Origin of the sequence: Methanoregula sp. (assembly GCF_035543475.1) — an archaeon.
Lineage (GTDB): Archaea > Halobacteriota > Methanomicrobia > Methanomicrobiales > Methanospirillaceae > Methanoregula.
The window spans coordinates 16892-41936 of record NZ_DATKKA010000033.1; the positions used below are offsets into that span (position 1 = coordinate 16892).

Consider the following 25045-nt stretch of genomic DNA (forward strand, 5'->3'; position numbering starts at 1 on the left):
TTATGGAAAAAAGACCGCCAACTATCCTGATTGTTGAGGACGAACTGATCGTTGCCGAGAACCTGCGCCTTGTGCTCAGCGGCATGGGGTATGAGGTCCCCGAACCTGCCGGGACCAGCAGCGAGGCGCTGGAGCGGGCAGCCAGCCTTGCCCCTGACCTGATCCTGATGGACATCGTGCTGGAAGGTTCACCGATGGACGGGATCGAAACGGCCAAGAAGATCGGCCAGATGAAGGATGTGCCGGTGATCTTTGTCACCGCATATTCCGACAAAAAGACCCTGTCCCGGGTGAAAGGCACCGAACCGTATGCCTATATCCTTAAACCGTTCAACGAGCGTGAGCTGGCGTTTGCGATCGAGCTCGCCCTCCACCGGTACCAGCTCGACCGGGAGATCAAAAAGCGCGATTCCCTGCTCCTTGCCATCAGCTTTGCCATCGAGTGGTTCCTGCGCCGGCATGCCTCTGTTCCTTCCCAGGATCCCGGCTACGAGAAGAACCTCTCGGCGGGTATCATGGAGATCCTGGAGCATATCGGGTTTGCCGTCCATGCCGCAAGTGTCTGCATTTTCCGGATGAACCCGGGGCGGGAAGGCCGGGACGGCGCTACCGTCCAGTACCTCTGGGTTGATCCAGGTATCACGGGGAGGGGGAAAATCTCGCTCTCCTCTTCAGAGTCTATCACGTTTACCTCCATTCTCTGGAGCTCGCTCCTCGGGAGTGGCAACACTATTGCCGGTGACGTGAAGAAGCTGCCCGGAACCGAGGGCCGGTTCTTCGAGGACCGGGGAATCTCCTCCATTGCGGTACTCCCCCTCTTCCGGAACGATACCCTCTGGGGCTTCGTGGGATTCTCCGATACGGTCCAGCGGGAATGGTCGGACAGCGAGATGGAGACACTCCAGATCGCCGGGAACCTGATCGGCGCCGTGCTGAAGTAAGGGGCTGGTGGCTGTCCCATCCTTGTCACCGGGTGGTCACTTTTTTAAGAGTGCGTAACGATTCCCTGCCCTTTCATCACTGAAAATTTTCTTTCAGTTATGAGAAGCCCTTTCCTTATGGGATCCCTATTCGGTAGGAGATCTATGGCCAGTCAGTATCCCCCGACACCCGGCAGCCGGTTCCGCGATCTCCCGGTCGATCTCCTGCGGGGTATTGCGATCGTGCTGATGGTGGGGGCAAACACGGTCCCATACCTTCTCCTCCCGCCAGTACCGTTCGCTCTCCGGGTCCTTGCCTCGCTTGCTGCCCCGTTATTTATCCTGCTCTCGGGGATGATGGTTGCCCTCTCGCGGTCACGAAAGCCGCACAAGCTCTCCTATTTCCTGGTACGGGGCGGTCTTGTCATTCTCGTTGCCGCGCTCCTTCAGTCTGCGGTCTGGGGAATCGTCCCGTTTATCGATATGGACGTCCTCTTCCTGATCGGGGTCTCGCTCCCGCTCGCGTACCTCTTCCTTGGGCTGCGACAATCAGTCCGGTGGGGTATTATCGTAGCGCTCTTTGCAGTGACGCCGATCATCCAGCTGGTTTTTGGCTATCCTGTGCTTCCGGTCCAGCTCCCTCTTACCGGTTTCCCTGCGGGGGTGGGGGATTGGCTCCTCCCTGCGGCGGCCGGAGACTGGCTTGTCGGCGGCTGGTTCCCGCTCTTTCCCTGGCTGGGCGTTGCCTTTCTTGGGGCCGAGCTGGGAATGGTCCGGTGGGCGAAAAACGGGATCACGACATTTGGGACGCGGCAGGCCGCTCTTGTCTCTCTGGGGATCCTTGCAGCAGGGGCTGCACTCTGGGCGCTCCATCCCGGCCCGCAGCTGGTCAGGTACGGGTATGTGGAGCTCTTCTACCCGCCTGAACCGGGCTTCTGTCTCTGCGTTTTTGGCGCCATCCTGTGCATGTTTGTGATCGCGGATCTCATCCCGGCGGCCCGCATCCCCGCCCCGCTCTGCGCGATGGGCGAATGCTCTCTTGCGATCTATATCCTCCATTCGGTCATCATTGCATGGGTGATCGGGCCTGCCGGTCTCATGCTCCCGCTGCCGGCATTTCTCCTCTGCATCTGCCTGTTCATTGCCGGGATGTGCGCTTTTGCCTGTCTCCTGCGTTATTTCCGAAAGCGTGGGAAAGGATCGTTTCTGGTGCGGTTTCTCACCGGAGGATAAAAAGAGGGCCGGACCTTCATCTCCTCCCATCCGGAGTGGTCCTAGAGGATGAGCAGGAGGAAGAGGAGAATATAGAGCGAGATGGAGATCGCCGGGATAACGCGGATCGACCAGTAATTCACCTGCTCAACCTTTTCTGGGTTTTTGTCTTCCGTGAACTTGATGATCAGGATCCCGGAGACGCAGACCATTACAAGCGTGGCATAGGTGATGATCATGAAGAAATCCAGGAAGGTCGCGTAAGCCACGAGCGGTATGGCATCCGCGATCCGCCAGTGGATCAGCACGGCCGCAAGGAACATTGAACCGTTCAGCCCCAGCCGCGAGGAGACCTTCATTAAAAGCGAGGCAAGCGAGACGATCACGATCAGCGTGATGGGGAGGAAAAATTTCAGCAGGGTGGAAGCGGTGTCCCTCTGGATCCCATTGCTAAAGGTGGCGCGGGAGTAGGGGACTTCGCCTTCCACGTAAGTCCGGTTGGTGACTGCCGCGGACATGCCGGTGAGGCTCCAGCCGGGAAGGTTTGCCTCTGTGTCCAGGCCGGTGTTGTTCCGATCGATCACAAGGATCAGGTCCTTTTCGGTGAGAACCTTTGGCTCGATAATGATGGGGAGCGTATGGTTATCGAACGGGTACCGGCGGAGGTCGGGGTTTGCGGTCATGGTCGCGTACACCCGGTAGTCTTTTTCCGTGGGTGTATCGGTGATGAGATCAGCCGAGGATACATGCCCGTTCATGAACTCGACGTCGTTTATCGAGATATTGTCATCCGAGGAAAGGCTGAGGTAAAAGTCGGTCTGGTAGGTTCCGTCAGCAACGCTGAACTCCTTGACATCCACCACGTAGACTCCCACAGCGACCTGGTGCGGGCCTGCCGCGCCAGGAGACATGCTGGTGTCGGCTGAGGCGGACGGGAGGATAAGAAGGGCGCAGGCAAGAACACACAGGAGAAGCCGGGCCGGGAGGTCCGAACGTATCCATGCGGTTGATGTCCGGTCTTTCCGTTGCTGCCCCATGCCATCATCCCGGAATTATTCCTGATTGTTGTGTAGAGGGCAGGAGAGATAAAAATCGATCTATTCTGCTCCGGTGCCCTTTTCCAGTTTTACGGGCGCAGAGGATGGAAAAATCCTGTACCCGCCGTTCACTGCAGGATATTTTTCACCCAACGCCAGCATTATCCCTACCGGAAGAGAGACGGGGGAACAGCAGGAACGCTCATGGTCTCTTTAGGCAGGAACGAACTGGTGCTGGGCGCAGCGGCTTTTATCGCCCTGATCATTGCCGGTACGGAGCTGGCCGGCTACAGCTCGGATCTGGTGCTTCCCCGCGAGAGCGTCTGCATCATGCCGGCATCCGGTGGCGACTGGCTCTCCGGTTATCCGGAGGCGCTGATGGCCCGGGCCGGAAGCGATCCCGTCCCGGGCCGGCTGGTGATGTTCCGGGCCGGGATTGGACCTGACGGTGTCCCGTTATCCATCGATCTTGGCATTTCCGGGACCCGGAACGGGAGCGGCCGGCTGTACCAGCTCGCGTACCGGAAGACCCCGGATGCCTGCGGCTGGCTGGACGGGCTCTCTTACCCGGAACGGCCCGGCATGACTCCCGACCCCCTTCCGATCGATGCGGATCGTGCGCTCTCCGCGATCGGGAAGGTCCGGTTCGACTCGCTGGGACTTTCCGGCCTGTCCCTCGTGCTGGAGACGGTCCCGGCGCCGGGTAATCCCCCTGTCCCCTCCGTTGTCCTTTTCGAAAACGGGACTCCGGTGGATCCGGCCCCTGCAGACTCCGGCCTGATGCCGTTTTCCCTGCTGGTCTCTGAAAAGAGCTGCAGGTCCGTAACGGGTCGCGACCCGTCCTGCAGCCTCACCCCCCGGGTAAGCATCTCCTTTGTGGGTACCGGCGAAAGGGAGATCGGGTAATCACCTGCCCCGGTCCTTTCCTCCCCGGCGTCTCACGAAATACAGGGCAGCCGCACCCGCGATGACCAGAACCGCGGCCACGATCTCTGCAGGGTTCACCGAAAAACCGATTTCGCGGGGTACGCCCGCCATCTCCCCTTTCGGGGCGCCGGATAGCGGCCCGCTGGTGGAAAAACCGATAAAGAGCGGTGCCGGGGTCTGGCGGTATTCTGCGGGAAAGGTGGCATTCTCCAGCGACACGTTCGTCACATTCAACCCGGCGGCCGTTACCCCGGGTCCGGAGACTGCAATGGCCGCAGGAATACAGAGCAGGAAAAGGAGAAATAGGCTGGTCATCCGGACCGGGACAACGGCGTGGCATATCATGGATGAGCTCATCAGGGATCCATTTGCACGGTACCTTCCCATCAGGTTTTTGGTTGGACATCGTACAACCGGAACCGGCTATACCTGTCCCGGGTACAAAGGCAGAGCGGGGGAGGAGTCAGGCGAAAGGGATGGCCGATCCGCATCCCAGCTATGATAACCGAGGAGCACCAACCTAAAGAGCAGCGGACAAGCCGTATCTTTCCATGGCACGACAGGGACGATCTTCCGGGCCGCGGCCCTTCCTGAAATGGGCCGGGGGAAAATCGCAGTTACTCGGCGAGTTTGACCGGTACCTGCCGCGTGCGGCGCTCAGGGACCGGCGTATTGTCCGGTACGTGGAACCGTTTGTCGGGGGAGGGGCGGTCTTTTTTGCCCTCGAGCGATCCTTTCCCGTTGAGGAGTCCACAATCTGCGACATCAACGGGGAACTGGTGCTCACTTACCGGGTGATCCGGAACTCCCTTCCCCGCCTGGTCAGTGAGCTTGCAACACTTGAATCCGAATATTTCGCTCTTTCCGGTCCCCGGCAGGAGGCATACTATTACGAAATCCGGGATGCGTTCAACCGGGAGCGTGCTGCTCTCAGTTTTTCCCGGTATACCTCACGCTGGATTGCCCGGGCTGCGCAGATCATCTTCCTGAACCACACCTGCTACAACGGCCTCTTCCGGGTAAACAGGGACGGGGGATTCAATGTCCCGTTCGGGCGGTACCGGAACCCCGAGATCCTGAACGCAGAGAATCTCCAGGAGGTATCCTCCCTTCTTGCCGCGACACGGATCCTCTGCGGCGATTTCACCCGGTGCCGGCGTTTTGTGGACGACCAGACCTTCGTGTATCTCGACCCGCCCTACCGGCCCCTGAACGCGACCTCCTCGTTTACCGCCTATGCCCGGGGCGGATTCTCCGATACCGACCAGGTGCGCCTGTCCCGTTTCTTCCGGGAACTGGACCGGAAAGGGGCCTTTGTCATGCTGAGCAATTCAGACCCCGCCGGTGAGGACCCGAATGACTCCTTCTTCGATGATCTCTACGACGGTTTTACCATACGGCGGGTCCCGGCAAAACGGATGATCAACTGCAACGGCTCCCTGCGCGGCGCGGTGAGCGAACTCCTGATCACCAACTACTCTCCGTGAGGGTATCCCCCGATTTTTCATCTGCATGGCGGGATGCCGGGGGGAACGCTTATGTAACCAATATGCAATTTCTTCTTTGTCATTATGTCACGCTCGCAGGAGCCGGAAGGGCTGTACCGGATGCTCGCCATGGTGTTTGCGGCAATGGTCGTTCTCATGTTCTTCTTCGAGCTTGCCAAGCAAACCCTCAATCCCGATATTACCCTCTGGGAATCCCACGGGGTCACGATCGTTTTTACCAGCGCCCTGTCCGTTGTCCTTGTCTTCTTCCCGCTCCGGTCCGCGTACCACGAGCGCCAGAAGACCAAAGAAGAGCTCCGGCTCCGGCAGGAGGCGGAAGAGAACCTGCGCCGTTCCGAGATGCAGTACCGCTCTTTTGTTGAATCGGTCGAGGACTCCATCTATACTGTTGACCGGGAAACCCGGTATCTCCTCATCAACACCCGGCACCTGGTCCGGAGCGGTCTTTCACCCCAGGCTTATGCCGGGAAGAAGTATGCGGACTTCCATTCGCCTGCCGAGACCCGGCTTTTTGAGAAAGGGATAGAGACGGTACTGGCCACAAAACGTCCGTTCCAGGATGAGTACGAGAAGGACGGCGGGTATTTTCTGAGAAAATTCTACCCGGTCATTGATCCGGAGAGAAACGAGGTTGTTGCTGTCACGATCATCTCATCCGATATCACCGACCGGAAAAATGCCGAGAAGCATATCGAAACGGTCAACCGGAAACTGAACCTGCTCAACGACATCACCCGCCATGATATTCTCAACCAGCTGACAGTCCTGCATTCCCTCCTTGACCTTGCGGACGAACAGTCCACCGATATGTCCGCCAAAAAATACCTTGCACGGGGGGAGCAGGTGATCGATACGATCCATGCCCAGATCGCGTTCTCTTACGATTACCAGACGATCGGGGTGAAATCGCCGCAGTGGCAGGATCTTACCCAGACGGTTCAGCGGGCGCGGATGCCGCTGAAGATTGGCGACGTGATCCTTGATGCCTCCTGCAGCAACCTGGAAATCTATGCAGACCCGCTGCTTGAAAAGGTGTTCTTCAATCTTTTTGAAAATTCCCTGCGCTACGCCGGTGCCCATCCCCGGATCCGGCTCGCCGCTGAAAAAAAAGACGGGTATCTCCTGCTGACCTACGAGGACAACGGGCCCGGTGTACCGGATGAGGAGAAAGAAAAGGTCTTCCTGAGAGGGTTCGGGAAGAACACCGGCCTTGGCCTCTTTTTGATACGGGACATCCTTGCCATCACCGGGATTACGATCAGCGAGAACGGGACCGCGGGAAAGGGTGCACGTTTCGAGATTGCGGTGCCGGCCGGTGCGTACCGTTACCGGTAGACCCGGAGTTTGATGCGGTTATCAGGGTGTTTTTGCGGACGGGCCTGCCGCGACTGTCACGTAGTTTCTCCTTCCTGACGCCCGTGGATCTCCCGGCCTCAGGGCAAGGGCGCGATCGAACGCCTCCCCGGCCTCCCCGTACTTCTGCTGGTCGATGAAGACCAGGCCGAGGTTGTACCAGCCATTAAAATGCGCCGGATCGATTGCAAGGGCGCGCCGGAACGAGGCAATGGCCTGCTCCTCTTCATGCAGCCGCCGGTGGATCAGCCCCTTGTTGTTCCAGACCGCGGCGTTGAGGGGATCGATAGCGATCGCGTGGCCATAGGCCTCGAGCGCCTGGGTGAACCTGCCGATCCGGGCACAGGCCTGGGCAAGGTACGACCAGGCCCGGGCATGCTCCGGGTTGAGGGCAAGCGCCCGCCGGAAAGCAGCAATGGCCGGGGCATTTTTCTGTTCGTGGAACAGCCTGGTCCCCGCCCCGAACCAGTAACCGGCCGGGTCCGGAAAGGGCCGGGCCCGCCGGTCGAGTTGTCGAGCATAGACATGGTTTTTCGGGACAACAAAGATCGCCCCGCCCTGGATGCGGCGCTGGAGCGAGAGGCCGTGCATGAGCCCGGTTGCCCGGATAAATGCCTTTTTCCCGGGGCTGGTCCGGCCCAGGTTGACCAGGGCCAGGCTCTCGCAGAACCACGAGAGCGCGTGCCGGGGATCGGCTGCGAGGGCCCGGTCGAATGACTCAAGCGCAGGTTCGAAGGCACCATCGCGGCATTGCAGAACGGCCTTGTTGTACCAACCCGCTGCCCGTTTTGGATCGATTGCAGCGGCCTGATCGAACGAATCGATTGATTCGCGTATCCGGTTCATCCGGTACAGGATCACCCCGCGGTTGTGCCAGGCAATAGCCAGGTCCGGATCTTTTTCTATCGCTGTGGTGCAGGCCACCAGCTCCTCCTCGAAGAGGTACAGCGCATGGTACACGTTTGCCTTTGCCATCCAGACCAGGGCGGATCCGGGATCGAGTGCTGCGGCATGGTCGAGGGATTCGAGCGCTGTCTCGTCCTGCCCGAGATCGCTCTCCGCGAGCCCGCGGTTGTACCAGGCTGCTGCCATGCGGGGATCGATGTTGAGCGCATTTGTGTACGAGATGATTGCCTCGTGGTGCCGACCCATAGCATCAAGCGCTAATCCCCGGTTGCACCAGAGGACCGCGGACTGCCGGTCCTCACCGAGTTCCCGGTCAAACGAGCGGACCGCATCCTCGTACAGCTCCGATTGCATCAGGTCCGCTCCGGGACTCGCCCCTGCACCCACAACACCTTTTACCGGTGGCGGCATGCGCCCGATGCCCGGGACTCTTCCCTCGAGCCGGCCCGCGAAACGATATACTGGGCCCTCGGCATACCAGGCTGCCGCGCAGTCCGGTTCGAGCGCCAGCACCTGGTCAAAAGCCAGCATGGCAGAATTGTGCCTGCCGAGTTTTCCCAGCGCCATACCTTTTCCCAGCCATGCGTCAGGGAGGGCAGGGTCGAGATCGAGGGCCCTGTTGAAGAGCTGCAACGCATCGGCAAAACTGCCCAGCTCGCAGAGTGCCGCAGCCTTGCCGGAGACTGCCGGCGCAAACTGCGGGTCCGCAGCCAAGGCCCGGTCAAAAGTTGTTATCGCCCGGTGGTGGTGCTTCTCTTCTACGAGCGTCATGCCCAGCAGGGTCAGCGCTGCCACGTGTGCCGGGTCAAGGGTAAGGATTTTCGTACAGAACTCTTCGGCCTGCGGGTACTCGGCAAGTTCGAACGCGATCATGCCCAGGCCCAGAAGTGCGACAGGAGTTTCCGGGGCATTTCCGAGTGCCTCCTGGTAGGCCTCGCGGGCGCTCGCGTACCGCTCCAGGGTGCGCAGGGCATCGCCAAGACCTGTCCACGAGAGAGGGTTTTTCGCGTCCGCGGCGATGGCCCGGCGGTACGAAACAACCGCCTCGTTCTCCTCCCCGAGAAGATGGAAGGCAAGGCCGCGGCTGTACCAGATAAAAGGGTTTTCGTCTCCGAGAGCCAGGGCGCGGTCAAACGAGCGGATTGCGTCCTGGTACTCCCCGAGTCGGGCCTCGGCCATGCCCCTGCCGGCCCATGCCCCGGCATTGGACGGGTCAAGGGTGACAGACTGGACAAACGCGCTCAGTGCTTCCTCCTGCTGGTCCTCTTTCTGGAGGCGCATCCCGGAGAGGTACCAGCTGAGCGCATCAGCCATATGCACGCTTCTTTGTGTACCGTGTCATGAACTTTTCTGTCCCACCCTCTCACGGTGCCTGCATGACCGGCAAACCCTTATGCTGCGGCCGGGTGAATAAAACTGGAAGCGCAATGGACGAGTCTCCTCCTGAAGAAGAGCCGTGCGAGCAGTGCGGGCTCTGCTGCCGGATCTTCGGCCCCGGTATCGCACCAACCGCCGCAAATGTCTATCTCTGGATCGAGCAGGGCCGGACCGATATCCTGCGCTGGTTCGTTGCCTATGTAACCGGGGGAAACTCGCCCGTCCCCTGTACTGAACTCTCTGCAGAAGACCTCGGGAACGTGGCAGTCTTCGAGATGCGCGACCCGGAGACCGGCGGGTATGTCACGGTCTGCCCGTTCCTGCGCAGGGTGGCAAAAGAGCGGTACCTCTGCGGCATCCATACCGTAAAACCCGAGATGTGCTGCACGTACCAGCCATGGATCTGGGGGGAGACCTGTTTTAACCGGTGCAAAAGCCTTGCACGAAGGAAACAACCCCTGGTACGTTTTTGAACGAAAAAGACCGGGAGTTTCTCGCACCGCCGTGGATCAGACCCCGGGAAAAAACGGCAGCCTTTTTAGCGAAGGCTGCAGAAGGTATTATTCATCCGTTGAAAATAATATCCCGAAGGATAGAAATGGAATCTGAAACGCCGGAAAAGGAGCGCCCGGGTCAGAATATATCTCGCCCCGTGGGTGGCTTGGGCCGGATCTTTGCCATGGCCCCGGTCAGGATATGCCTTGTCTATTTTGTCTTCGGGTTTCTCTGGATCATCTTCTCGGACAACCTCTTCCTCTCCCTTCCCGTACCCCGGCAGGAACTTATCCTCATCTCCTCGATCAAGGGCACGGTTTTTATCATCGTCACCACGCTCCTTTTGTTCCTGCTTATCCGCCACTTCACCCGGCAATGGGAGGAGAAAAACGAGGAGCTGCGGACTGCAAACGATCGGCTCCGGGAGCGTGAAGAGGAACTACGGATCCAGAACGAGGCCCTTGCCCTCAGCCAGGCGGAATGGGAGATTACCTACAACTCGATATCCGACTGGATCTGCCTGATCGACCCGGATGGCCGGATCCTCCGGACAAACCGGAGTATCGAACCCCTGCTCGGGATCCCCCCGGAACAGGCCATCGGACGAAAATGTCACGACCTTGTTCACGGATCTGCATGCCCTGTTCCCTCGTGCCCCCGCCTGCGCATGCTGGTAACCAAAAAGAGGGAGACTATTGATCTCCAGTCACTGCAGCACGCCGGCTGGCTCCAGATCACCGTGGACCCGGTCTTTGACAGCAAAGGAAACCTGATCTCGGCCGTGCATGTGGTCCGGGAGATCACCGATCGGATGCGGGAGCAGAAGGCGCTCGAGCAGGCCAAAAAGAAGCTCTACCTCCTCAACTATGTCACCTTCAACGAGATCCAGAACTCGGTCTTTACCCTCTGGGGGTTCCAGCAGTTCGTCAGGGAGCGGGTAAAAGAAGACTCGATCCGGTCGGCGTTTGCAAAGGAAGACGAACTCCTCTCCAAAATCACCCGGTCCCTGAAGTTTGCCCAGGCCTACCAGAACCTCGGGCTCAAGCCCCCGGCATGGCAGGACGTACGCCAGGTCTTCCTCCTGGCCATCTCGCACCTGGACTTCCTCTCGATTAAACATGATATCCGGCTGGACGGCCTTGAGATCTTTGCTGACCCGCTGCTGGAGCAGGTCCTGGTGATCCTTGCCGAAAACACGCTGTTCCATGGGAAGAAGGCAACGCAGGTGACGCTCCGGTATACCGTGGGGCCCGGGAGCATTACGCTCATCTACGAAGACGATGGTGTCGGGATCCCGGAAAAGATCAAGGAAGAGATCTTCTCGCCGGATTTCCAGAAGACCAAAGCGATCGGTCTCTTTCTTGCGCAGGAGATTCTCGAGATCACCGGTATCACGATCCGGGAGACCGGTATTGTCGGGCAGGGTGTCCGGTTCGAGTTCACCGTGCCCCGGGGAGTGTACCGGTTTCCGGCCGGAAATAACCCTTAATTGTTTACCTTCAGCCCCCGCGTGCCCGTCTTCCCGTTTTTGGCCAGCAGAATTGCACAGGCGATGAGTGCTGCCCCGAGCAGGAGAAAGAGCACAAGGGGGAGTGTCCCGGTGAGCCTGCCACCGGCAAGGCCAAAGACGAGCGGCCCGGCGAGTGCTCCCACGGAAGCGATGGTGTTGACCAGTGCCGTGCCGGATGCCCGGAGCGCCGGCGGGAAGAGATCAAGGGTGAGGGCAAAGAACGGTGCATAGGCCGCATAGCAGGCCGCGATCGCGCAGGAGAGGATGAGAAAACCGGGCCCGGCTCCCCCGTGCGGGAGGGCGAGGGCGACAAGGAAGACCGCGGCAAGAAAGAGCGGGACTGCCACGTGAAGGCGCCGGTCCCCGGTCCTGTCCGAGTGGCGTGACCAGGCGTACATAACGATGACCGAGAGGGCATAAGGCATCATCACGAAAAGGCCGGTCTGTTCGATCGAGCCGGAGAGTCCCGAGGACGCCACGATCTGCGGGATCCAGAAGAGGAGGCCGGTCAGGAACAGCCCGACCAGGAACGAGGCCGCGCAAAGGAGTCCGACCCCGGGTAATGCCACCAATCCCCGGAGCGGGATCTTTGTTCCGGTCTCGTCGTGCACCCGCTTACCCTCAAGGAGGGGAGCCAGCCATGACCGTTCGGCGCCGGTCAGCCAGACCGCTTTTTCGGGGAGGTCCGGGAGGCAGACGAGGATCGCGCAGCCAAGGATGATGGCGGGAAGTCCTTCGAGGACAAAAAGCCAGCGCCACCCGGCCATCCCGAACCAGGCGACATGGGAGAGGATAACCGCCGAGACCGGGGATGCGATCAGCATCGCGAGTGGTATCGCCATAAAGAAGACCGCGAGCGCTTTTGCCAGGACCTCTTTGCGGAACCAGAAAGAGAGGTACAGGACAAGCCCCGGGGCAAAACCGGCTTCGGCAGCGCCAAGAAGGAACCGGAGGATACCGAGTTCAAGGGGGGAAGTTACCAGCGCCATCAGCACGGCAATGACTCCCCAGCTGGCCATGATCCGGAACAGCCAGACCCGTGCCCCGGTCCGAGCCAGGTACTGGTTGCTCGGGACCTCGAAGATAATGTAACTCACAAAAAAGATCCCCGAGACCGCCCCGAAGAGGAACGGGTCGATGCCGAGATCCGCGTTCATGGTCAGGGCCGCATAGCCGATATTGACCCGGTCGAGGATGCTTACCACGTAGAGTGCAAGGGCGAAGGGGATGATCCGCCACCAGATCTTCCGGTCAAGGGCTGCCACATCCATATCGGTTACCGGGTCCGGCGTTCCGGCGGATGCCGGTGTGGTCTCTTTGCTCATCCAGATCTTCCTCCCCGCAATTCCTGCACGCTTCCGGACCTGCTGCCCGGTAATCCTGAATGAGGAGTACCGTTTTTCGGGTAATAAGTGCAACAGATCCGGTTCCTGCACATTTTCCCCCGTAACTGCCCGGAAACGGCAGGTATATGGAGCGGGAGAGGACTACCTGATCACCGGTCAGAGCCCGGGATCAAAAACAGGCCGGCGCCGGGTCAGAGCCCCAAAAGGGGAGGGAAACAAGACATGCTTCTTGTCGATGCGAAGTGTACCATCCTGCCAGAACGGCGGGAGGATTTTCTCCGGGAGACAAAAAGGATCATCCCGGTTGTAGAAAAAGAGGACGGGTGCACCCGGTACGAACTGGTTGCCGACAGTGCCGATCCGAAAATATTTCATTTTATCGAGGAATGGGAGAGCCAGCGCCATCTCGATGACCACCTCGCCCGGCCCCACATGCAGGACTACTTTGCCCGGACCACAGGATGCCACGCGGTCCCGATACATCTCATCGTGTACACGGTCCTTTCGGCACAACAGGTCAGGCTTTGAGCAGGCCGGTAACGCCCTCTTACCCTGTCACAATCCGGATCCTGGCCAGCTTCTCCACCGGCTCTTTTACCGTGAAATATTCCCGCGGCAAAAACCGCAGGGGACCGGCGACGAACCGGCCGGGGATGGTCTGGAGCCGGGTGTTATGGATCATCACTGAATCGTTGTAAAATTCCCGACGGAGCGCGATCTAGCCTTCAAGCGCGGTCAGCTCCTTTTGCAGCGCAAGGAAGCTGGCGCTTGCCTTTGTGGTCCGGGTAATTTTCCGCAAGTGCAAAGACAGGTTTTAGAGATGCACTCACGGCCTGATTTCCCTTCCGCCTTCTCCGCCTGCAGGGCGGATGCGCGGATACGCGTGATCTCCGTGAGCACGCCCTGCTCATCCTTCACGTAGCCGCTGACGACCGCCACCCGTTCCGGGATCAGGTCCAGCCGTTTTTTGAGGAACACATCGATGTTTGCCCGGGCCGGAAAGTAACCGGCCGGGTCTCTTCTCCCTTCTTCTTACCGGGCGCATACCGCGGTCTCTTCCCGGTTGACCTGCTTCCAGTCCACGGGTCTCTGGTCCACCGGGCAGAACTTCATCTCCCCGCTGTCGAGCGTGGTGAGCATGCAGGGTTTTTTGCAGTGTTCGCACCGGAAAATTTTCAGGAACGATCCTCCTTTTACAGGTAGTGTTGTCATGGTGTGGTACCCTGAAAAAGTCGTTACCCGGTTTTCTTTATGTATTGGGCCGATAGGAAAAGTTCTCTGACCGTCCCTCCCGGGTATACCGGATAACCGGATGGTTATCCCCACGGGAAAAAAGCGGGCCGGAAGGTGATGCCCCGGTTAAATTGCTTTCTGCATCAGGACAATGTCGAAGGGCTCTTCAAACTTTACCCCGATGTTTTTTAAGCGTCCTGCCACGTAGAACCCATGCTTTTTGTGGAACCGGATCCCCTCCTCGTTCCACGAGGCCATGTGCGCGATCAGCATGGTGATACCTTTCTTACGGGATTCCCGGATAAGCCGGTAGAGGAGCAGTGACCCAAACCCCTGGTTCATGTACTCGGGCTGGATAAAATAGCTCAGTTCTCCGGTCTTTGAGAATGCCGGGAAGGGAAGGAACGGTTTGCAGAACCCAAACCCAATCACCCCTTCCGGGGAGTCGACAACATAGAACGCGTGGGCAAACCGGAGAAGATCGGCAATGTACGCCTCTTTCACCGGTCTATCCGCGTACGCTGCAAAACCGTTGATGGCATAGTGGTTGAAGATCGAGAGGATCTCCCCGCGATCCCCGTCGCAGACCGGGCGTACTGTTCCCTGTTCCGTTCCAGCAATCACGTCATTTCCCGAAGAGACTTGCCCGACTTCAGTTTCCGGCATTCCGGCTCCCGACCGTCCAGGATTACCCGGGTTTTGGTAAATGATAATGAATATACCCTGCACTTATATATTTCCCCACGCCGGTTTCCGCCCTGCTCCGGGCCGGCCCTTTTTTCGGGCGCCTCCCGGCCGATCCATGGGCTATTTCTCATATCCCGGCTAACTCTTTCCTATCCTATGGCCGGAGAACAACGCGATTTTGACGGGGCAGCGGCAACGTGGGACGAGAACCCGGGCCGGGTAAAGATGGCACACGATGTGGCAGGTGCGATCCGGGATACCCTCAGGCCGGGTCTCGGTACTGAGGTGGTGGACTTCGGGTGCGGCACCGGTCTCCTCTCCCTTGCCCTCCTCCCTTCCGTCCGCTCGGTTACTGCCGTTGACAGCTCGAAAGGGATGCTCGGGGTGCTGGACGCAAAGATTGCTGCAAAGAACCTTGCAAACATCCGGACCCTTCTTGTGGATGTGGAGAAGGGGGACCCGCTCCCCGGGCCGGCAGATCTGGTGATAAGCAGCATGACCTTCCACCACCTCAGGGATATCCGGCCGGTCCTTGCAGAGATGGCCCGGGTCCTCCGGCCCGGGGGCCGGATCGCGATCGCTGACCTTGATTCCGATGAAGGGAAGTTCCATGATTCTCCCGAGGGCGTATTCCACAACGGTTTTGACCGGTGCACGATGCAGAAGTGCCTTGAGGCCGCCGGCTTTGGGGAGATACGGAACCGGACGGCCGCGATCGTCCACAAGCCCGGGCCGTCCGGGGAAGTCCGGATGTTTACCGTTTTCCTGATGACCGCAACAAAGAAGGCATAAGATCCGCACCGGGGATCGTGCGTTCCCCAGCAAATCCATTTTTTCAAAAACAGGTATCCTGAGCAGGCCCTTCCTGAGCAGGTCCTGTTACCTTATCCGTGACCGGTGGCTGGCTCCCGGGTACTGCCGGACCGGGCGAACCCAAGGCCATAAATACGCCGGTGTGGTACAACTGCCCATGAGCGATGAGAAGACCCGGGTGCGGGCCATCCTGCGTGCCAGAAAAGAGGCGATGGCGCCGGAGGAGCGCCGGGAGAAGAGCGGGTACATCACCCGCCACCTGATGCTGCTCGTGGCGGAAGGTGAAACGGTGATGGTCTTTACCTCCAAGGAAAAGGAGGTCAACACAAAGCCGCTGATCCTTGCGCTGTTTCAACAGGGTAATCCCGTGGTCGTCCCGATCATCCAGAAAGAGGACGTGAGCCTCCGGCTCTCGTACCTCAAGGACCTTGGAGCGCTTGTGCCGAGCACGTTCGGGGTGCCCGAGCCGATCGGGAACGAGATCCCGGCTGACCCCGAAGACGTGGATATCATTATTCTCCCGATGCTCGGTTTTGACCGCGCCGGGGGGAGGATCGGGTACGGGGCCGGATACTATGACCGGTTTCTGTCGAAACATCCCGACCTCTTCAAGATAGGTGTAGCATTCGGCTGCCAGGAGATGGAAGACCTGCCGACCGATGAGAACGATGTGAAGATGGACCTGATCGTCACCGAGGAGGGGATCGTGTACGAAGGCGGGGGAGGGCGCCATGGAGATCGACGGGGCCGTCATAACTGACACCTTTGCCGAGGCATTCCCGGTCTGGATCTCCCGGGTCCTCGTGACCGCGGAGACGCCGGACTGGGCGCTCGCAGCCGCGACCGAGGCCACGGGGTTTGCGACATCGAAGATCGGCTGTCCCTGTGAGGCCGGGATCGAGCGGGAACTCTCCCCGGGTGAAACCCCGGATAGGCGGTCCGGGTACGCGATTCTCATCTGCACGGAGAAGAAGGCAATGAAGGCGCAGGTGGCGGCCCGGATCAGCCAGTGCATCCTCCCGGTACCGACCGCGTCCGCGTTCGATGGACTCCCGGATGCGAAAGACCGGTTCTACACCCGGATGCACTATTTTGGCGACACCTACGAGGAACGCTGCACGGTGGGCGGCCGGCAGTGCTGGAAGATCCCGGTGATGGAGGGCTGGTATACGGGCGAGGAGCGCTTCGGCCTTGTGAAGGGAATTGCCGGGGGAAACTTCCTTGTCATGGCAAAAGACCGGGCCGCGGCACTTGCCGGGGCGGAGGCGGCGATGGAAAGGATCGCGGGGATGCCCGGGATCATTGCCAGTTTTCCCGGGGGCATTGTCGGGAGCGGGTCGAAGGTCGGGTGCAGGAACTACCGGTTCCCGATGCCGGCGAGCACGAACCACCGCTGGTGCCCGGTCCTGAAAGGCCGGATCCCGGACTCACTGGTCCCTGATGGTGTGGGCGCCGTGTACGAGATCGTGATAAACGGCATGGATGAGACGACCGTTGCGGGTGCAATGCGGGAGGGGATCCGTGCCGCTGCAGCAACCGGAAATGTCCTCTGTATCGGTGCTTCGAACTTTGAGGGAAAACTTGGCCAGTACCGGATAAACCTGCACGGGATCCTCCGGTAATTTTTTTGCATGACTCTTCCGGCCATCGCGCTTTTTTCCCGAGGCAGCGGCATCTTTTATGTCCGGGGCTGCTCGAATTACGGCCGCTAAAGGGCGAAGACGGTCACGTTACCCAGTGCAGCTCGTTACGGATCACGGACCAGCGGGGTTCCGTTACAGACGGAATCTCTCCGAGCACCCAGTAATTGTACTTCGCATCGAGCATCCCGTAGTCCTTCTCCGTCCGGAGCCAGTAATCGAGCGCGAGGAGATAGGAGTCGCTGCTCTCCTTGGCTACCGGGTACGCGTACATCATCTGGTAGGAGTCGCTGGGCTGGATAATGGCCACATCGAAGAGCGGGTACTGCAGGGTCAGGGTATACCCTTCCTCGGCAGGAATCAGGAGGACATCGGCCTTCCCGCCCACGAAGAAATCCTCCTTTGTGTCGATCGGGACAATGGTTGCTCGGGGGAGGAGCTGGTGGGCAACGCCGACAAGCGCCGTGTTGTTGTAGACGGCGACCCGGAGGCCGTCCATCTTCTGCACATCGTCCAGCTGCGTATACGTATCCTTGTTCCCGTCAGGGACAACGAACGCCAGGTGGACGGTGACGGTCGGGTCGGTGAATTTCATCTGGTCGAGCCGGTCCGGGGTCACCACGACTGCGGACATGGCAATGTCGCAGTAGCCGCTGTCGAGTGATTCGGCAAGGTTGGTCCCCGTGATAGGGACGAACGCGATCCGGGAGACATTTAAGGTCCGGGCCAGGTCATAGGCCATCTCCACGTCGTATCCCACCAGTTCGCCCTTGCCGTTGAAGAACACAAACGGGACATTGTTGCTGTTGTACCCGACACGGAGCACGCCCCGATCGCGGATCTCCCGGATCTCGTCCCTCCCGACAGAGGGAGGGGGAGCAACGGGCGGGACGTCCTCCCGGTTCAGGTACACGGTCGTGTTTATGACACTGTCCAGCCGGTTCCCCGCCGGATCCAGGGGCAGCTCGATCTGCGAGATCTTGTCGCTCCCGTGATAGGTACCGGCCAGCAGGTAGGTAAATCCCGCGTGCAGCCCGGCGATCGCGATTGCGGCAAGCAGGACGACCCCGATGAGGCACATGACTGCCCTTTTCCACCGGAACCGGGCCCGGTTCGTGGAGAGGGCGATCGTGATGGTGGAGAGCGAGAATATCGAGATGACGCTCAGGGGGGCCACGAAAGCCTGCCGGAGGATCCCCGAACTGACGTACAGGTTATTCGCGTCTGCTGGGAGGTGCATCAGGTTCAGGAGCGAGATAACCGAGGCCTTCGATGAGCCGAAGAAGCTGGGGATCCCGATCGCGATAAGTTTGAGCTCCCCGATGAAACCGAGAGGGTCCTTGTACATCCAGGATACGAAAAGGATGAAGAGGAAGGGAACGAACCCGCCGAGGAGCGGGAAGGTATAGGCCACGGGTACCATGATCTCGCTGAGCGACCGTACATCTCCCGGGTCCTTGCCCGGGGCCGGGACTCCTTTGGGATCTCCGGCCGAGCTGGTACCGGTCCCGCCGAGTGTACCGCGATCCCGGTCACCGGCCTCGTCATCTATATTACCGTTGCCGGTCTCCCCGGCCCGGCCCTGGAAGAGCTTCTCCACCCCTTCGGAGATGAGCGGCAGGGTGATGAATTCGGTGCCGGTCGAGAAGGCCAGGAGCATGGCCCGCGAGGAAGCGGCAAGGATGTCCCGGTACCGGAACGTGGTAAAACAGGTGACCAGCAGGGGCATGGCAATGAGGCCGAGCAGGACTGCGGCAACCGCGAGGGTGACAATGAAGACCTGGAGGTCCAGGAAATTCTCGAAGGTCAGGGTCCCGGCCGTCACGGCCGTGATAACGAAGATGCCGACCGGGAAGGTCAGGGAGATGATGTGTGTCATCCGTTCGAGGGCACGCAGCAAGGTCCGCAGGATGCTCACGATCGGCCCGCTCCCGTCATCCAGCATCAGGGCAAAACCCAGGAACAGGCAGAAGAGGACGGTGGCAGGGATGATCCCGTCCGAGAGGGAGAGGAACGGGTTTGACGGTATGAACAGGTCGAGGAGGTTGACATCGGTCACCGGGGTCAGGAACTGGGTGCTGAAAAACGAGGCCTGCACGCGGGGGGGAAACGCGAGCTGGAACGAGAAATACCCGATGATGCAGATCGCCCAGATCAGGAGGAGAACCAGGATTGCCTTGACCGCGATCTGTTTTGCCGTGTCCCGCTTCAGGCTCCCGATACCGACAATAAGGGAGAGTGCAACGGAAGGCAGGATCGTGATCTGCCAGATCTTGATGAAGGCGTCGCTCGCCGGTCTCATCACGGATGTGAGGTCGCCAAAAAAGAGGCCGGTGAGTATTCCGAGGATGAACCCCACCAGTATCCAGCTTGTAAGATTAAGGCGGGGCAGTCTCATGGTGATTCTTCCTTCCCGGGGCTGCGGGTGCACGATCGATCCGGGTCGCGGTTTACAATGCAACCTCAAAAACGCCGGAAAGAGAACCGGGTCCATGCACACGAGCATGATCCGGCACCTGATGAAAGCCGGGCGTCAGGCAATAAACGATTATTACATCCGTCATTATTTAACAGTAACCGGAACCCCGCCATCCGGCTGCCTCTATTACCGGCAGTACCGTTTCAGGGGGAGAGATTCATGTGGCTTGACTGCCGAATACATCCGGGATGAAACTCGGGGTGCTCTGTTCCGGGGGTAAGGACTCGTGGTACGCGTGTTACCGCGCGATGGAGAAAGAGGAGGTCGCCTGCCTCATCTCGATCCGGTCCGGAAACGAGGAGAGCTACATGTTCCACACCCCCAACACCCACCTCGTACCCCTCCAGGCAGAGGCCGCCGGTCTTCCCCTCGTCACCGTGGAGACGGCGGGGGAGAAGGAGGCCGAGCTTGCCGATCTTGCCTGCGCCATCCGCACGGCCGTGGAGCAGTACGGCATTGAAGGCGTGGTGACCGGCGCCCTCCTCTCCGTGTACCAGGCTACACGGGTCCAGCGGATCTGCCGGGACCTCGGCCTCTGGTGCTTCAACCCGCTCTGGTACACGGACCCGGATACGTACATGGAGAGCCTCCTTGCCGCCGGTTTCCGGGTGGTCATCACCGGGGTCTTTGCCGCCCCGTTCTCCGCGGACTGGCTGGGAAGGGAGATTGACGCGGATGCACTCTCGGACTTACAGAAGTACGTGCGATCGCACCGGATCACCCTCACCGGTGAGGGAGGGGAGTACGAGACGCTTGTCCTTGACGCCCCGGTCTTTTCCCGGCGGATCGCGATAAAAAAAGCGGAGAAAGAGTACGCCAGCTACCGGGGCTTTTTCCGGGTAACACAGGCCGTGCTGGAGGCAAAATGATCCTCCTTGTGGATCTCTCGTGGAAACCTGCATCCCTTTCCCGTGACGAGTTCGTGGGCCCGGTGGCCCGGATTGTCTCCCGCGCCGGGGAGCAATGGCGCGAAGCTCACTTTTCGGAAATCCGAAACGCCGACCTTCGTGATGCCCGGGGGATCATCCTCTGCGGGACGGCGCTCTCGGATAATTCATTCTCAGAACAATCAGGGGCATTCCTCTGGCTCCGCGATACGTCTGTGCCGGTGCTTGGGATCTGCGCCGGTATGCAGGCCCTCTGCCTTGTGCACGGGGGCGCCCTCCGGCCGGCGTGCGAGATCGGGATGACCACGGTCCAGGTCACGTGTCCCGACCCGCTCCTTCCCGAAAAACCCGCATTCGAGGCGTACGAGCTCCACTCCTTTGCCTGCGACCCTCCCCCCGGCTGGGTGGTGACCGCGGTCTCGGACCGGTGCGTCCAGGCCGTCCGCCACCCGGACCGCCCGCTCTTCGGTGTCATGTTCCACCCCGAGGTCAGGAACGATGCCGTGGTGGAGCGGTTCTGCAGTTACTGCCGAAAGCAGGAAATTTCCCGCTGACCGTACCCTAGTATTGTGCGAACATCTCCGCGATCCGGTCCCGGTCATTTGTTTTTGTGAGCGCAAGCATCAGCAGGATCCGTGCCTTCTGGGGATTGAGCGTCCCCGCGGACAGGAAGTGGGGATCGTGTGCGGTCGCGATCCCGGACCCGGTCCGGGAGGCGACAACCACCGGGATCCCGCGGCCTGCTGCTGCCTGCAGGGCCGGGCCGATGGTTGAGGGGTATTCCCCGTTGCCCATCCCGGTAACAACCAGCCCTTCTGTACCAGCCTGCACGAAGGCATCGATTGCGGTCGTGTCCATTCCCGGGTAGGTTGCAATGATATCGACCCGGGGCAGCATGGAAAGCCCGCTCACGTCAAATTCCGACCCGGTCGTGTGGTTCCGCGCCGGGAGCCGGAAGATCTGCGGTTTCCCGTCCTCCATGTACCCCAGTGGCCCGAAGTCCGGCGAACGGAAGGTGCCGGTCGACTGCGTGTTTGTCTTGGTGGTGTCGCGTGCGGCATTGATCTCGCCATTGAGGAGGACGAGCACACCTTTACCCGCCGCTTCCCTGCTTCCCGCCAGCTGCACGGCCTCAAGCAGGTTGAGGGGGCCGTCTGCGGAGAGGGCGGTTGCCGGGCGCATGGCGCCGGTGATCACCACCGGTTTATCGCTCTTTGTGACAAGGTCGAGGAAATATGCGGTCTCTTCGAGCGTGTCTGTCCCGTGAGTGATGACTATCCCGTCGGTTTCAGGAGACTGGAGGAGCTGGTTTACCCGGTGCGAGAGATTGAGCCAGATTACCGGAGTGATGTCGTCACTGTTGAGGTTGCAGACCTGCTCCCCGGTGACCTGCGCAGCGCCGGTAAGTTCCGGTACCGATGCAATGAGCGTGTCAATGCCGATCGTTCCCGGCTGGTAATGGAGCATGTCGGTGGCGTTCTGGGCTGTGCCTGCGATAGTCCCTCCGGTGGCAAGGATGTGGACACGGGGAAGCGGGGCCTGTGCATCCGCAGCTGCTGCAGGTCCGGCAAGAAATAATACCAGAAAAAGCCCGGCAACAGCAAAAAAAAAGTACTGCAATCCCACGGGGCGGCACCCGGGAGACCCCGAAGCCCGCACTTGCCGGGGGTTTCCCGCATTTCTTTGTGCCATCCAGCCCCCTGTCCCCTTCTCCGGCGTATGAAACATCATCTGCATCACATGGTTCCTGTGTATCACTGGATCTCAGCACCGGACAATCAAAAAGAAAGCCATGAATGAAGGTATTTTTTCACTAAACCTTCTGGCAGGTCTCCAATAACGAAAAAAACGATGGAATAACTGCAAATTATTTTTCATTTATCGCTGCGCTTATCAAAATTCTTTCAGACATACAAAGGATAAGCGAGCTACGTCCCATGAACACAGAACTGCCGCTCCGGGCCGCCACCGCAGATCCGGCATTCGGCGACCGGGTCATGCACAAGGTCGTCCTCCGCCTGGTCCCCTTCATTATTATCCTCTATATGGTCAACTACATCGACCGGGTAAACCTGGGCTTTGCAGCGCTTACCATGAACCCGGATCTCGGGATCACGCCGGTGATGTTCGGCCTGGTCTCCGGTGTTTTTTTTATCGGGTACGTTATCTTCGAGTACCCGAGCAACCGGATGCTTGAACGGCTTGGGGCGCGGGTCTGGATCTCGCGCATCCTTCTCTCGTGGGGTGTCGTGGTTGTCCTCCTCTCGCTTGCCGCGAGTGCATTCGACGTGGGAGTACTCCGGCTGCTCCTTGGGATCGCGGAGGCCGGGTTCTACCCGGGGATCGTCTTTTACCTCTCGCTCTGGCTGCGGAACCGGGAGCTGGCACGGTGCATGAGCTACCTGTATGCCGCCCAGATCATTGCCATCATCATCGGGGCCCCGCTCTCCACCATAATCCTTGACAATGTCTCGTGGCTTGGGATCGCCGGGTGGCGGTGGCTCTTTGTGCTCGAGGGCATCCCGGCAATCCTCCTGTGCTTTGTCACCTGGAAGTACCTGACCGACCGGCCCGAGCAGGCCGCGTGGCTGGAACCAACAGAACGGGCATGGCTGGTCGCAACGATCCGGGCTGAACGGGAGGTTGATGGCGTCCCGGTACGGAGGACCCCCCGGGACTTCTTTTCCCGGCTCTGGTTTAACCGCCTCTGGATCGCGTTCTTCTTCGAGATGGCCTGCGGGTATGCGATTGTCTTTTTCCTGCCGCAGATCGTGTATGCGTTCCGCTTCGATACCGGTCATACCGCAACCGGCATCATTACGGCACTCCCGTATGCCGGGGCGCTCGCCTGCATGCTCCTGTGGGCCCGGCATTCGGATATCACCGGGGAACGGATGTACCATCTCCTTGTTCCGTGGACCTGCGCGGGTATCGGGTTTTTCCTGACAGCAGTTACGACCGGCCCGGTACTTTCACTACTGGCACTCTCCCTTGCAACCATCGGGATGTACTCGGGTATTCCGGTCTTCTGGGCCGTGGTGACGGAACGGATGCGGAGCCTTGACGGATCGGGGGGCATTGCTCTCGTGAACGCGCTTGGGACCACCGGGGGTTTTGTCGGCCCGTTTGTGATGGGCTTTGTTATCGCAGCTCAGGGCGGGGCAGCGGAGGGGCCGGTCCTGACCCTTTTTGGGGTGTTCATGATCCTTGCGGTCCTTCTCCTTGCCTGGGACTTTACTGACTGGCGTAAAAACGGCTGCCACGGACACTGATGCTGTCTGTTCTTCGGCGGATGCAAAATAGCAGCAGGGTGGTCTCACCCGCCCAGCCGGAACGAACCGGGAGGAAAATGGTAGAAGTACTCCTCGTACATCTCGGAGGTGCTCGCGGTCTTTGGGGGAGAATAGGGCCGCGGGATATACCCGAGCGCCCTGCGGAGGTCCTGCCGGACAACGTACGGGCGGCGTCTTACGATCTCCCGCTGGTCCTTTACCCGCATGGGCAGCCGGTGGATATGCTCGTGGCAGGGCCCGCAGACCACGAGGATCCGGGTTGAAGGGTCACGGACCATCTCCCGGTACAGGCGCCGGGAGATCCGGTGGATTAAAAGGAGCGGGAGGGCGAAGTATTCCGAGCAGAGTTCGCATGTCCCCTCGACCGCCCGCTTCGCGTTCTTTTCCTGTGCAGCAGTGAGCCCGGGATACTCGGACGCCCGCATACACGTCACTATTCCCCATAAGATCTATTAATTATCACCTCCAACGTTTTTTCACATGTTTGACTCAGCCAAACCATCCGCGATTGAGAACACGGAAGAGAACAAGCAGATCTGCAGGAAGTACTGCCCTATCTGCCAGAACTACAAGAAGCACGACCTGCGCCGGAACGAACCCAAGGAACTCTTCTGCGCCCAGGGCCCCTCGTCCTGCCAGAACATGAAAGAGATCGGATGCTTCTGTCCGGCCTGCGAGCTCTTCAACAAACACCATCTCCGCGGCGGGTACTTCTGCGTAAGAAGGTAAGGAATACTTTTTTTGTTTTCGGGCCGGCCGGGCTGCAAGGTTTCGCGTGTCCCCGGGCAAGGGTCTGATCCCGCCTTACGGGAAACCTCTTATCCCGGCGACACTATCCACTCATCATGAAAATTGCCACGGTCAGCATTGAGGACACCGATGAGAACCGGCAGATCTGCATGAAGTACTGCGGCATATGCCCGAACTACAAAAAGAACCACCTGGGAGAGCACCGACCGGACTGCCTCTTCTGCGCCCGCGGGGGCTCGGATGCACCGGACATCCGGGAGGCCCGCTGCTTCTGCCTGGCCTGCGAAGTCTTTACCGGGCACAGCCTGTCCCTTGGGCATTTCTGCGAACGGCATTAAAGGCGATCTGATCGGGCAGTCACCCGGCCGGTCCGGGCTCCTCCGGGACCGTTCCCGGTATTTTTCCTGCTCCATCCTGTACGGAACAGGTGACCTTATTCTCTTTTGATCAGGACCCTTCGGTTTTCATCCGGCGCAGCGAGAGGAGGCGGTACCCGCTCAGGAGAGCTACCCCGGCAAAGAATGCAAGGATGACGTATGAGCCCCATTCCAGGGTGCAGGTCCCCACCGTCGTTGTCACGCACTCGTAGCACAGGTACAGATCGATAATGAACATGACAATGGCGAGCAGCAGGACGATGGTGTACTGTGCGACCATGGAGGGAGCAGAGGG

Annotated in this window: 28 protein-coding genes; 16 read left to right on the top strand and 12 right to left on the bottom strand. The window is 59.7% G+C overall.

Annotated elements, in window-relative coordinates; translation table 11 throughout:
- Positions 1-2: 2 nt before the first annotated feature.
- Positions 3-941: a response regulator gene (locus VMS83_RS10635; protein ID WP_325412592.1), complete on the top strand. Its 939-nt coding sequence runs from the start codon at positions 3-5 to the stop codon at positions 939-941.
- 144 nt (positions 942-1085) lie between these two features.
- Complete coding sequence (locus VMS83_RS10640; RefSeq protein ID WP_325412594.1) at positions 1086-2153, top strand: heparan-alpha-glucosaminide N-acetyltransferase domain-containing protein; 1068 nt, start codon at positions 1086-1088, stop codon at positions 2151-2153.
- Between the two features lie 41 nt (positions 2154-2194).
- Here the strand turns inward: VMS83_RS10640 and VMS83_RS10645 are convergent, their stop codons facing one another.
- Positions 2195-3169: a hypothetical protein gene (locus VMS83_RS10645; protein ID WP_325412596.1), complete on the bottom strand. Its 975-nt coding sequence runs from the start codon at positions 3167-3169 to the stop codon at positions 2195-2197.
- Positions 3170-3373: 204 nt separating this feature from the next.
- On the opposite strand from VMS83_RS10645, the gene VMS83_RS10650 reads away from it, so the two are divergent.
- Complete coding sequence (locus tag VMS83_RS10650; RefSeq protein ID WP_325412598.1) at positions 3374-4075, top strand: hypothetical protein; 702 nt, start codon at positions 3374-3376, stop codon at positions 4073-4075.
- Here the strand turns inward: VMS83_RS10650 and VMS83_RS10655 are convergent, their stop codons facing one another.
- A complete protein-coding gene (locus VMS83_RS10655; protein WP_325412600.1) occupies positions 4076-4441 on the bottom strand; it encodes a hypothetical protein in 366 nt (121 codons plus the stop codon). It lies immediately after the preceding gene.
- A gap of 206 nt (positions 4442-4647) precedes the next feature.
- Here VMS83_RS10655 and VMS83_RS10660 point away from each other — a divergent pair, with 206 nt between their 5' ends.
- Together VMS83_RS10660 and VMS83_RS10665 are read left to right on the top strand one after the other, a co-directional pair.
- On the top strand, positions 4648-5583 hold the full coding sequence (locus tag VMS83_RS10660; RefSeq protein ID WP_325412602.1) for a DNA adenine methylase: 936 nt from the start codon (positions 4648-4650) through the stop codon (positions 5581-5583).
- A gap of 84 nt (positions 5584-5667) precedes the next feature.
- Positions 5668-6939, top strand: coding sequence for a sensor histidine kinase (locus tag VMS83_RS10665; RefSeq protein ID WP_325412604.1), 1272 nt, complete (start codon positions 5668-5670; stop codon positions 6937-6939).
- 21 nt (positions 6940-6960) lie between these two features.
- On the opposite strand, the gene VMS83_RS10670 is transcribed toward VMS83_RS10665, so the two are convergent.
- A complete protein-coding gene (locus tag VMS83_RS10670; RefSeq protein ID WP_325412606.1) occupies positions 6961-9177 on the bottom strand; it encodes a tetratricopeptide repeat protein in 2217 nt (738 codons plus the stop codon).
- Positions 9178-9290: 113 nt separating this feature from the next.
- Between VMS83_RS10670 and VMS83_RS10675 the strand changes: the two genes are divergently transcribed.
- Positions 9291-9713, top strand: coding sequence for a YkgJ family cysteine cluster protein (locus VMS83_RS10675; protein WP_325412608.1), 423 nt, complete (start codon positions 9291-9293; stop codon positions 9711-9713).
- Between the two features lie 125 nt (positions 9714-9838).
- The gene (locus VMS83_RS10680; RefSeq protein ID WP_325412610.1) at positions 9839-11224 is read left to right on the top strand and encodes a PAS domain-containing protein; all 1386 of its coding nucleotides are present in this window, start codon (positions 9839-9841) and stop codon (positions 11222-11224) included.
- Here the strand turns inward: VMS83_RS10680 and VMS83_RS10685 are convergent.
- A complete protein-coding gene (locus tag VMS83_RS10685; protein ID WP_325412612.1) occupies positions 11221-12681 on the bottom strand; it encodes an MFS transporter in 1461 nt (486 codons plus the stop codon). The two genes, VMS83_RS10680 and VMS83_RS10685, sit on opposite strands and share 4 nt — an antisense overlap.
- Before the next feature lie 132 nt (positions 12682-12813).
- Between VMS83_RS10685 and VMS83_RS10690 the strand changes: the two genes are divergently transcribed.
- Positions 12814-13119 (top strand): putative quinol monooxygenase, encoded by a 306-nt coding sequence (locus tag VMS83_RS10690; RefSeq protein ID WP_325412614.1) that lies wholly within the window; start codon positions 12814-12816, stop codon positions 13117-13119.
- A gap of 19 nt (positions 13120-13138) precedes the next feature.
- Here VMS83_RS10690 and VMS83_RS10695 read toward each other — a convergent pair whose 3' ends face one another.
- The 4 genes from VMS83_RS10695 to VMS83_RS10705 all read right to left on the bottom strand — a co-directional run bounded on the left by VMS83_RS10695 (position 13139) and on the right by VMS83_RS10705 (position 14490).
- Entirely contained in the window at positions 13139-13309 is a 171-nt protein-coding gene (locus tag VMS83_RS10695) for a LemA family protein (RefSeq protein ID WP_325412688.1), read from the bottom strand.
- A 17-nt stretch (positions 13310-13326) separates the two neighbouring features.
- A complete protein-coding gene (locus VMS83_RS10970) occupies positions 13327-13575 on the bottom strand; it encodes a LemA family protein (protein ID WP_414674918.1) in 249 nt (82 codons plus the stop codon).
- A gap of 48 nt (positions 13576-13623) precedes the next feature.
- Positions 13624-13803 carry a hypothetical protein gene (locus tag VMS83_RS10700; protein ID WP_325412616.1) on the bottom strand — a complete coding sequence of 60 codons (180 nt, stop codon included), beginning with the start codon at positions 13801-13803 and terminating at the stop codon, positions 13624-13626.
- Positions 13804-13950: 147 nt separating this feature from the next.
- A complete protein-coding gene (locus tag VMS83_RS10705) occupies positions 13951-14490 on the bottom strand; it encodes a GNAT family N-acetyltransferase (RefSeq protein ID WP_325412618.1) in 540 nt (179 codons plus the stop codon).
- Positions 14491-14667: 177 nt separating this feature from the next.
- On the opposite strand from VMS83_RS10705, the gene VMS83_RS10710 reads away from it, so the two are divergent.
- The 3 genes from VMS83_RS10710 (at position 14668) to fhcD (ending at position 16946) form a co-directional block, all read left to right on the top strand.
- Complete coding sequence (locus tag VMS83_RS10710) at positions 14668-15303, top strand: class I SAM-dependent methyltransferase (protein ID WP_325412621.1); 636 nt, start codon at positions 14668-14670, stop codon at positions 15301-15303.
- 178 nt (positions 15304-15481) lie between these two features.
- The gene (locus VMS83_RS10715) at positions 15482-16084 is read left to right on the top strand and encodes a 5-formyltetrahydrofolate cyclo-ligase (protein WP_325412623.1); all 603 of its coding nucleotides are present in this window, start codon (positions 15482-15484) and stop codon (positions 16082-16084) included.
- Positions 16056-16946, top strand: a complete 891-nt coding sequence (gene fhcD, locus VMS83_RS10720; RefSeq protein ID WP_325412625.1) for a formylmethanofuran--tetrahydromethanopterin N-formyltransferase — start codon at positions 16056-16058, stop codon at positions 16944-16946. The genes VMS83_RS10715 and fhcD overlap by 29 nt, the downstream gene beginning before the upstream one ends.
- Positions 16947-17049: 103 nt before the next feature.
- Here fhcD and VMS83_RS10725 read toward each other — a convergent pair whose 3' ends face one another.
- The gene (locus VMS83_RS10725; RefSeq protein ID WP_325412627.1) at positions 17050-19362 is read right to left on the bottom strand and encodes a cation:dicarboxylate symporter family transporter; all 2313 of its coding nucleotides are present in this window, start codon (positions 19360-19362) and stop codon (positions 17050-17052) included.
- 269 nt (positions 19363-19631) lie between these two features.
- On the opposite strand from VMS83_RS10725, the gene VMS83_RS10730 reads away from it, so the two are divergent.
- Together VMS83_RS10730 and VMS83_RS10735 are read left to right on the top strand one after the other, a co-directional pair.
- The gene (locus VMS83_RS10730; RefSeq protein ID WP_325412629.1) at positions 19632-20312 is read left to right on the top strand and encodes a diphthine--ammonia ligase; all 681 of its coding nucleotides are present in this window, start codon (positions 19632-19634) and stop codon (positions 20310-20312) included.
- Positions 20309-20884, top strand: a complete 576-nt coding sequence (locus VMS83_RS10735) for a type 1 glutamine amidotransferase (RefSeq protein WP_325412631.1) — start codon at positions 20309-20311, stop codon at positions 20882-20884. Before VMS83_RS10730 ends, VMS83_RS10735 begins: the two co-directional genes overlap by 4 nt.
- Before the next feature lie 7 nt (positions 20885-20891).
- Here the strand turns inward: VMS83_RS10735 and VMS83_RS10740 are convergent, their stop codons facing one another.
- Positions 20892-21956: an asparaginase gene (locus VMS83_RS10740; RefSeq protein WP_325412633.1), complete on the bottom strand. Its 1065-nt coding sequence runs from the start codon at positions 21954-21956 to the stop codon at positions 20892-20894.
- 311 nt (positions 21957-22267) lie between these two features.
- Here VMS83_RS10740 and VMS83_RS10745 point away from each other — a divergent pair, with 311 nt between their 5' ends.
- Positions 22268-23602, top strand: coding sequence for an MFS transporter (locus tag VMS83_RS10745; protein WP_325412634.1), 1335 nt, complete (start codon positions 22268-22270; stop codon positions 23600-23602).
- 44 nt (positions 23603-23646) lie between these two features.
- Here VMS83_RS10745 and VMS83_RS10750 read toward each other — a convergent pair whose 3' ends face one another.
- Positions 23647-24048: a hypothetical protein gene (locus VMS83_RS10750; RefSeq protein ID WP_325412636.1), complete on the bottom strand. Its 402-nt coding sequence runs from the start codon at positions 24046-24048 to the stop codon at positions 23647-23649.
- Between the two features lie 55 nt (positions 24049-24103).
- Between VMS83_RS10750 and VMS83_RS10755 the strand changes: the two genes are divergently transcribed.
- Both VMS83_RS10755 and VMS83_RS10760 read left to right on the top strand, forming a co-directional pair.
- Positions 24104-24352 carry a DUF2769 domain-containing protein gene (locus tag VMS83_RS10755; RefSeq protein WP_325412638.1) on the top strand — a complete coding sequence of 83 codons (249 nt, stop codon included), beginning with the start codon at positions 24104-24106 and terminating at the stop codon, positions 24350-24352.
- Positions 24353-24468: 116 nt separating this feature from the next.
- Positions 24469-24711: a DUF2769 domain-containing protein gene (locus VMS83_RS10760; protein ID WP_325412640.1), complete on the top strand. Its 243-nt coding sequence runs from the start codon at positions 24469-24471 to the stop codon at positions 24709-24711.
- Between the two features lie 109 nt (positions 24712-24820).
- Here VMS83_RS10760 and VMS83_RS10765 read toward each other — a convergent pair whose 3' ends face one another.
- Positions 24821-25030 (bottom strand): hypothetical protein, encoded by a 210-nt coding sequence (locus VMS83_RS10765; RefSeq protein WP_325412642.1) that lies wholly within the window; start codon positions 25028-25030, stop codon positions 24821-24823.
- Positions 25031-25045 lie beyond the last annotated feature (15 nt).

Bases quoted from the DNA above. Each gene is read 5' to 3' on its own strand.
- VMS83_RS10635 (WP_325412592.1), top strand. From the start codon at position 3: ATGGAAAAAAGACCGCCAACTATCCTGATTGTTGAGGACGAACTGATC.
- VMS83_RS10640 (WP_325412594.1), top strand. From the start codon at position 1,086: ATGGCCAGTCAGTATCCCCCGACACCCGGCAGCCGGTTCCGCGATCTC.
- VMS83_RS10645 (WP_325412596.1), bottom strand. From the start codon at position 3,169: ATGGGGCAGCAACGGAAAGACCGGACATCAACCGCATGGATACGTTCG.
- VMS83_RS10650 (WP_325412598.1), top strand. From the start codon at position 3,374: ATGGTCTCTTTAGGCAGGAACGAACTGGTGCTGGGCGCAGCGGCTTTT.
- VMS83_RS10655 (WP_325412600.1), bottom strand. From the start codon at position 4,441: ATGATATGCCACGCCGTTGTCCCGGTCCGGATGACCAGCCTATTTCTC.
- VMS83_RS10660 (WP_325412602.1), top strand. From the start codon at position 4,648: ATGGCACGACAGGGACGATCTTCCGGGCCGCGGCCCTTCCTGAAATGG.
- VMS83_RS10665 (WP_325412604.1), top strand. From the start codon at position 5,668: ATGTCACGCTCGCAGGAGCCGGAAGGGCTGTACCGGATGCTCGCCATG.
- VMS83_RS10670 (WP_325412606.1), bottom strand. From the start codon at position 9,177: ATGGCTGATGCGCTCAGCTGGTACCTCTCCGGGATGCGCCTCCAGAAA.
- VMS83_RS10675 (WP_325412608.1), top strand. From the start codon at position 9,291: ATGGACGAGTCTCCTCCTGAAGAAGAGCCGTGCGAGCAGTGCGGGCTC.
- VMS83_RS10680 (WP_325412610.1), top strand. From the start codon at position 9,839: ATGGAATCTGAAACGCCGGAAAAGGAGCGCCCGGGTCAGAATATATCT.
- VMS83_RS10690 (WP_325412614.1), top strand. From the start codon at position 12,814: ATGCTTCTTGTCGATGCGAAGTGTACCATCCTGCCAGAACGGCGGGAG.
- VMS83_RS10700 (WP_325412616.1), bottom strand. From the start codon at position 13,803: ATGACAACACTACCTGTAAAAGGAGGATCGTTCCTGAAAATTTTCCGG.
- VMS83_RS10705 (WP_325412618.1), bottom strand. From the start codon at position 14,490: ATGCCGGAAACTGAAGTCGGGCAAGTCTCTTCGGGAAATGACGTGATT.
- VMS83_RS10710 (WP_325412621.1), top strand. From the start codon at position 14,668: ATGGCCGGAGAACAACGCGATTTTGACGGGGCAGCGGCAACGTGGGAC.
- VMS83_RS10715 (WP_325412623.1), top strand. From the start codon at position 15,482: ATGAGCGATGAGAAGACCCGGGTGCGGGCCATCCTGCGTGCCAGAAAA.
- fhcD (WP_325412625.1), top strand. From the start codon at position 16,056: ATGGAGATCGACGGGGCCGTCATAACTGACACCTTTGCCGAGGCATTC.
- VMS83_RS10725 (WP_325412627.1), bottom strand. From the start codon at position 19,362: ATGAGACTGCCCCGCCTTAATCTTACAAGCTGGATACTGGTGGGGTTC.
- VMS83_RS10730 (WP_325412629.1), top strand. From the start codon at position 19,632: ATGAAACTCGGGGTGCTCTGTTCCGGGGGTAAGGACTCGTGGTACGCG.
- VMS83_RS10735 (WP_325412631.1), top strand. From the start codon at position 20,309: ATGATCCTCCTTGTGGATCTCTCGTGGAAACCTGCATCCCTTTCCCGT.
- VMS83_RS10745 (WP_325412634.1), top strand. From the start codon at position 22,268: ATGAACACAGAACTGCCGCTCCGGGCCGCCACCGCAGATCCGGCATTC.
- VMS83_RS10750 (WP_325412636.1), bottom strand. From the start codon at position 24,048: ATGCGGGCGTCCGAGTATCCCGGGCTCACTGCTGCACAGGAAAAGAAC.
- VMS83_RS10755 (WP_325412638.1), top strand. From the start codon at position 24,104: ATGTTTGACTCAGCCAAACCATCCGCGATTGAGAACACGGAAGAGAAC.
- VMS83_RS10760 (WP_325412640.1), top strand. From the start codon at position 24,469: ATGAAAATTGCCACGGTCAGCATTGAGGACACCGATGAGAACCGGCAG.
- VMS83_RS10765 (WP_325412642.1), bottom strand. From the start codon at position 25,030: ATGGTCGCACAGTACACCATCGTCCTGCTGCTCGCCATTGTCATGTTC.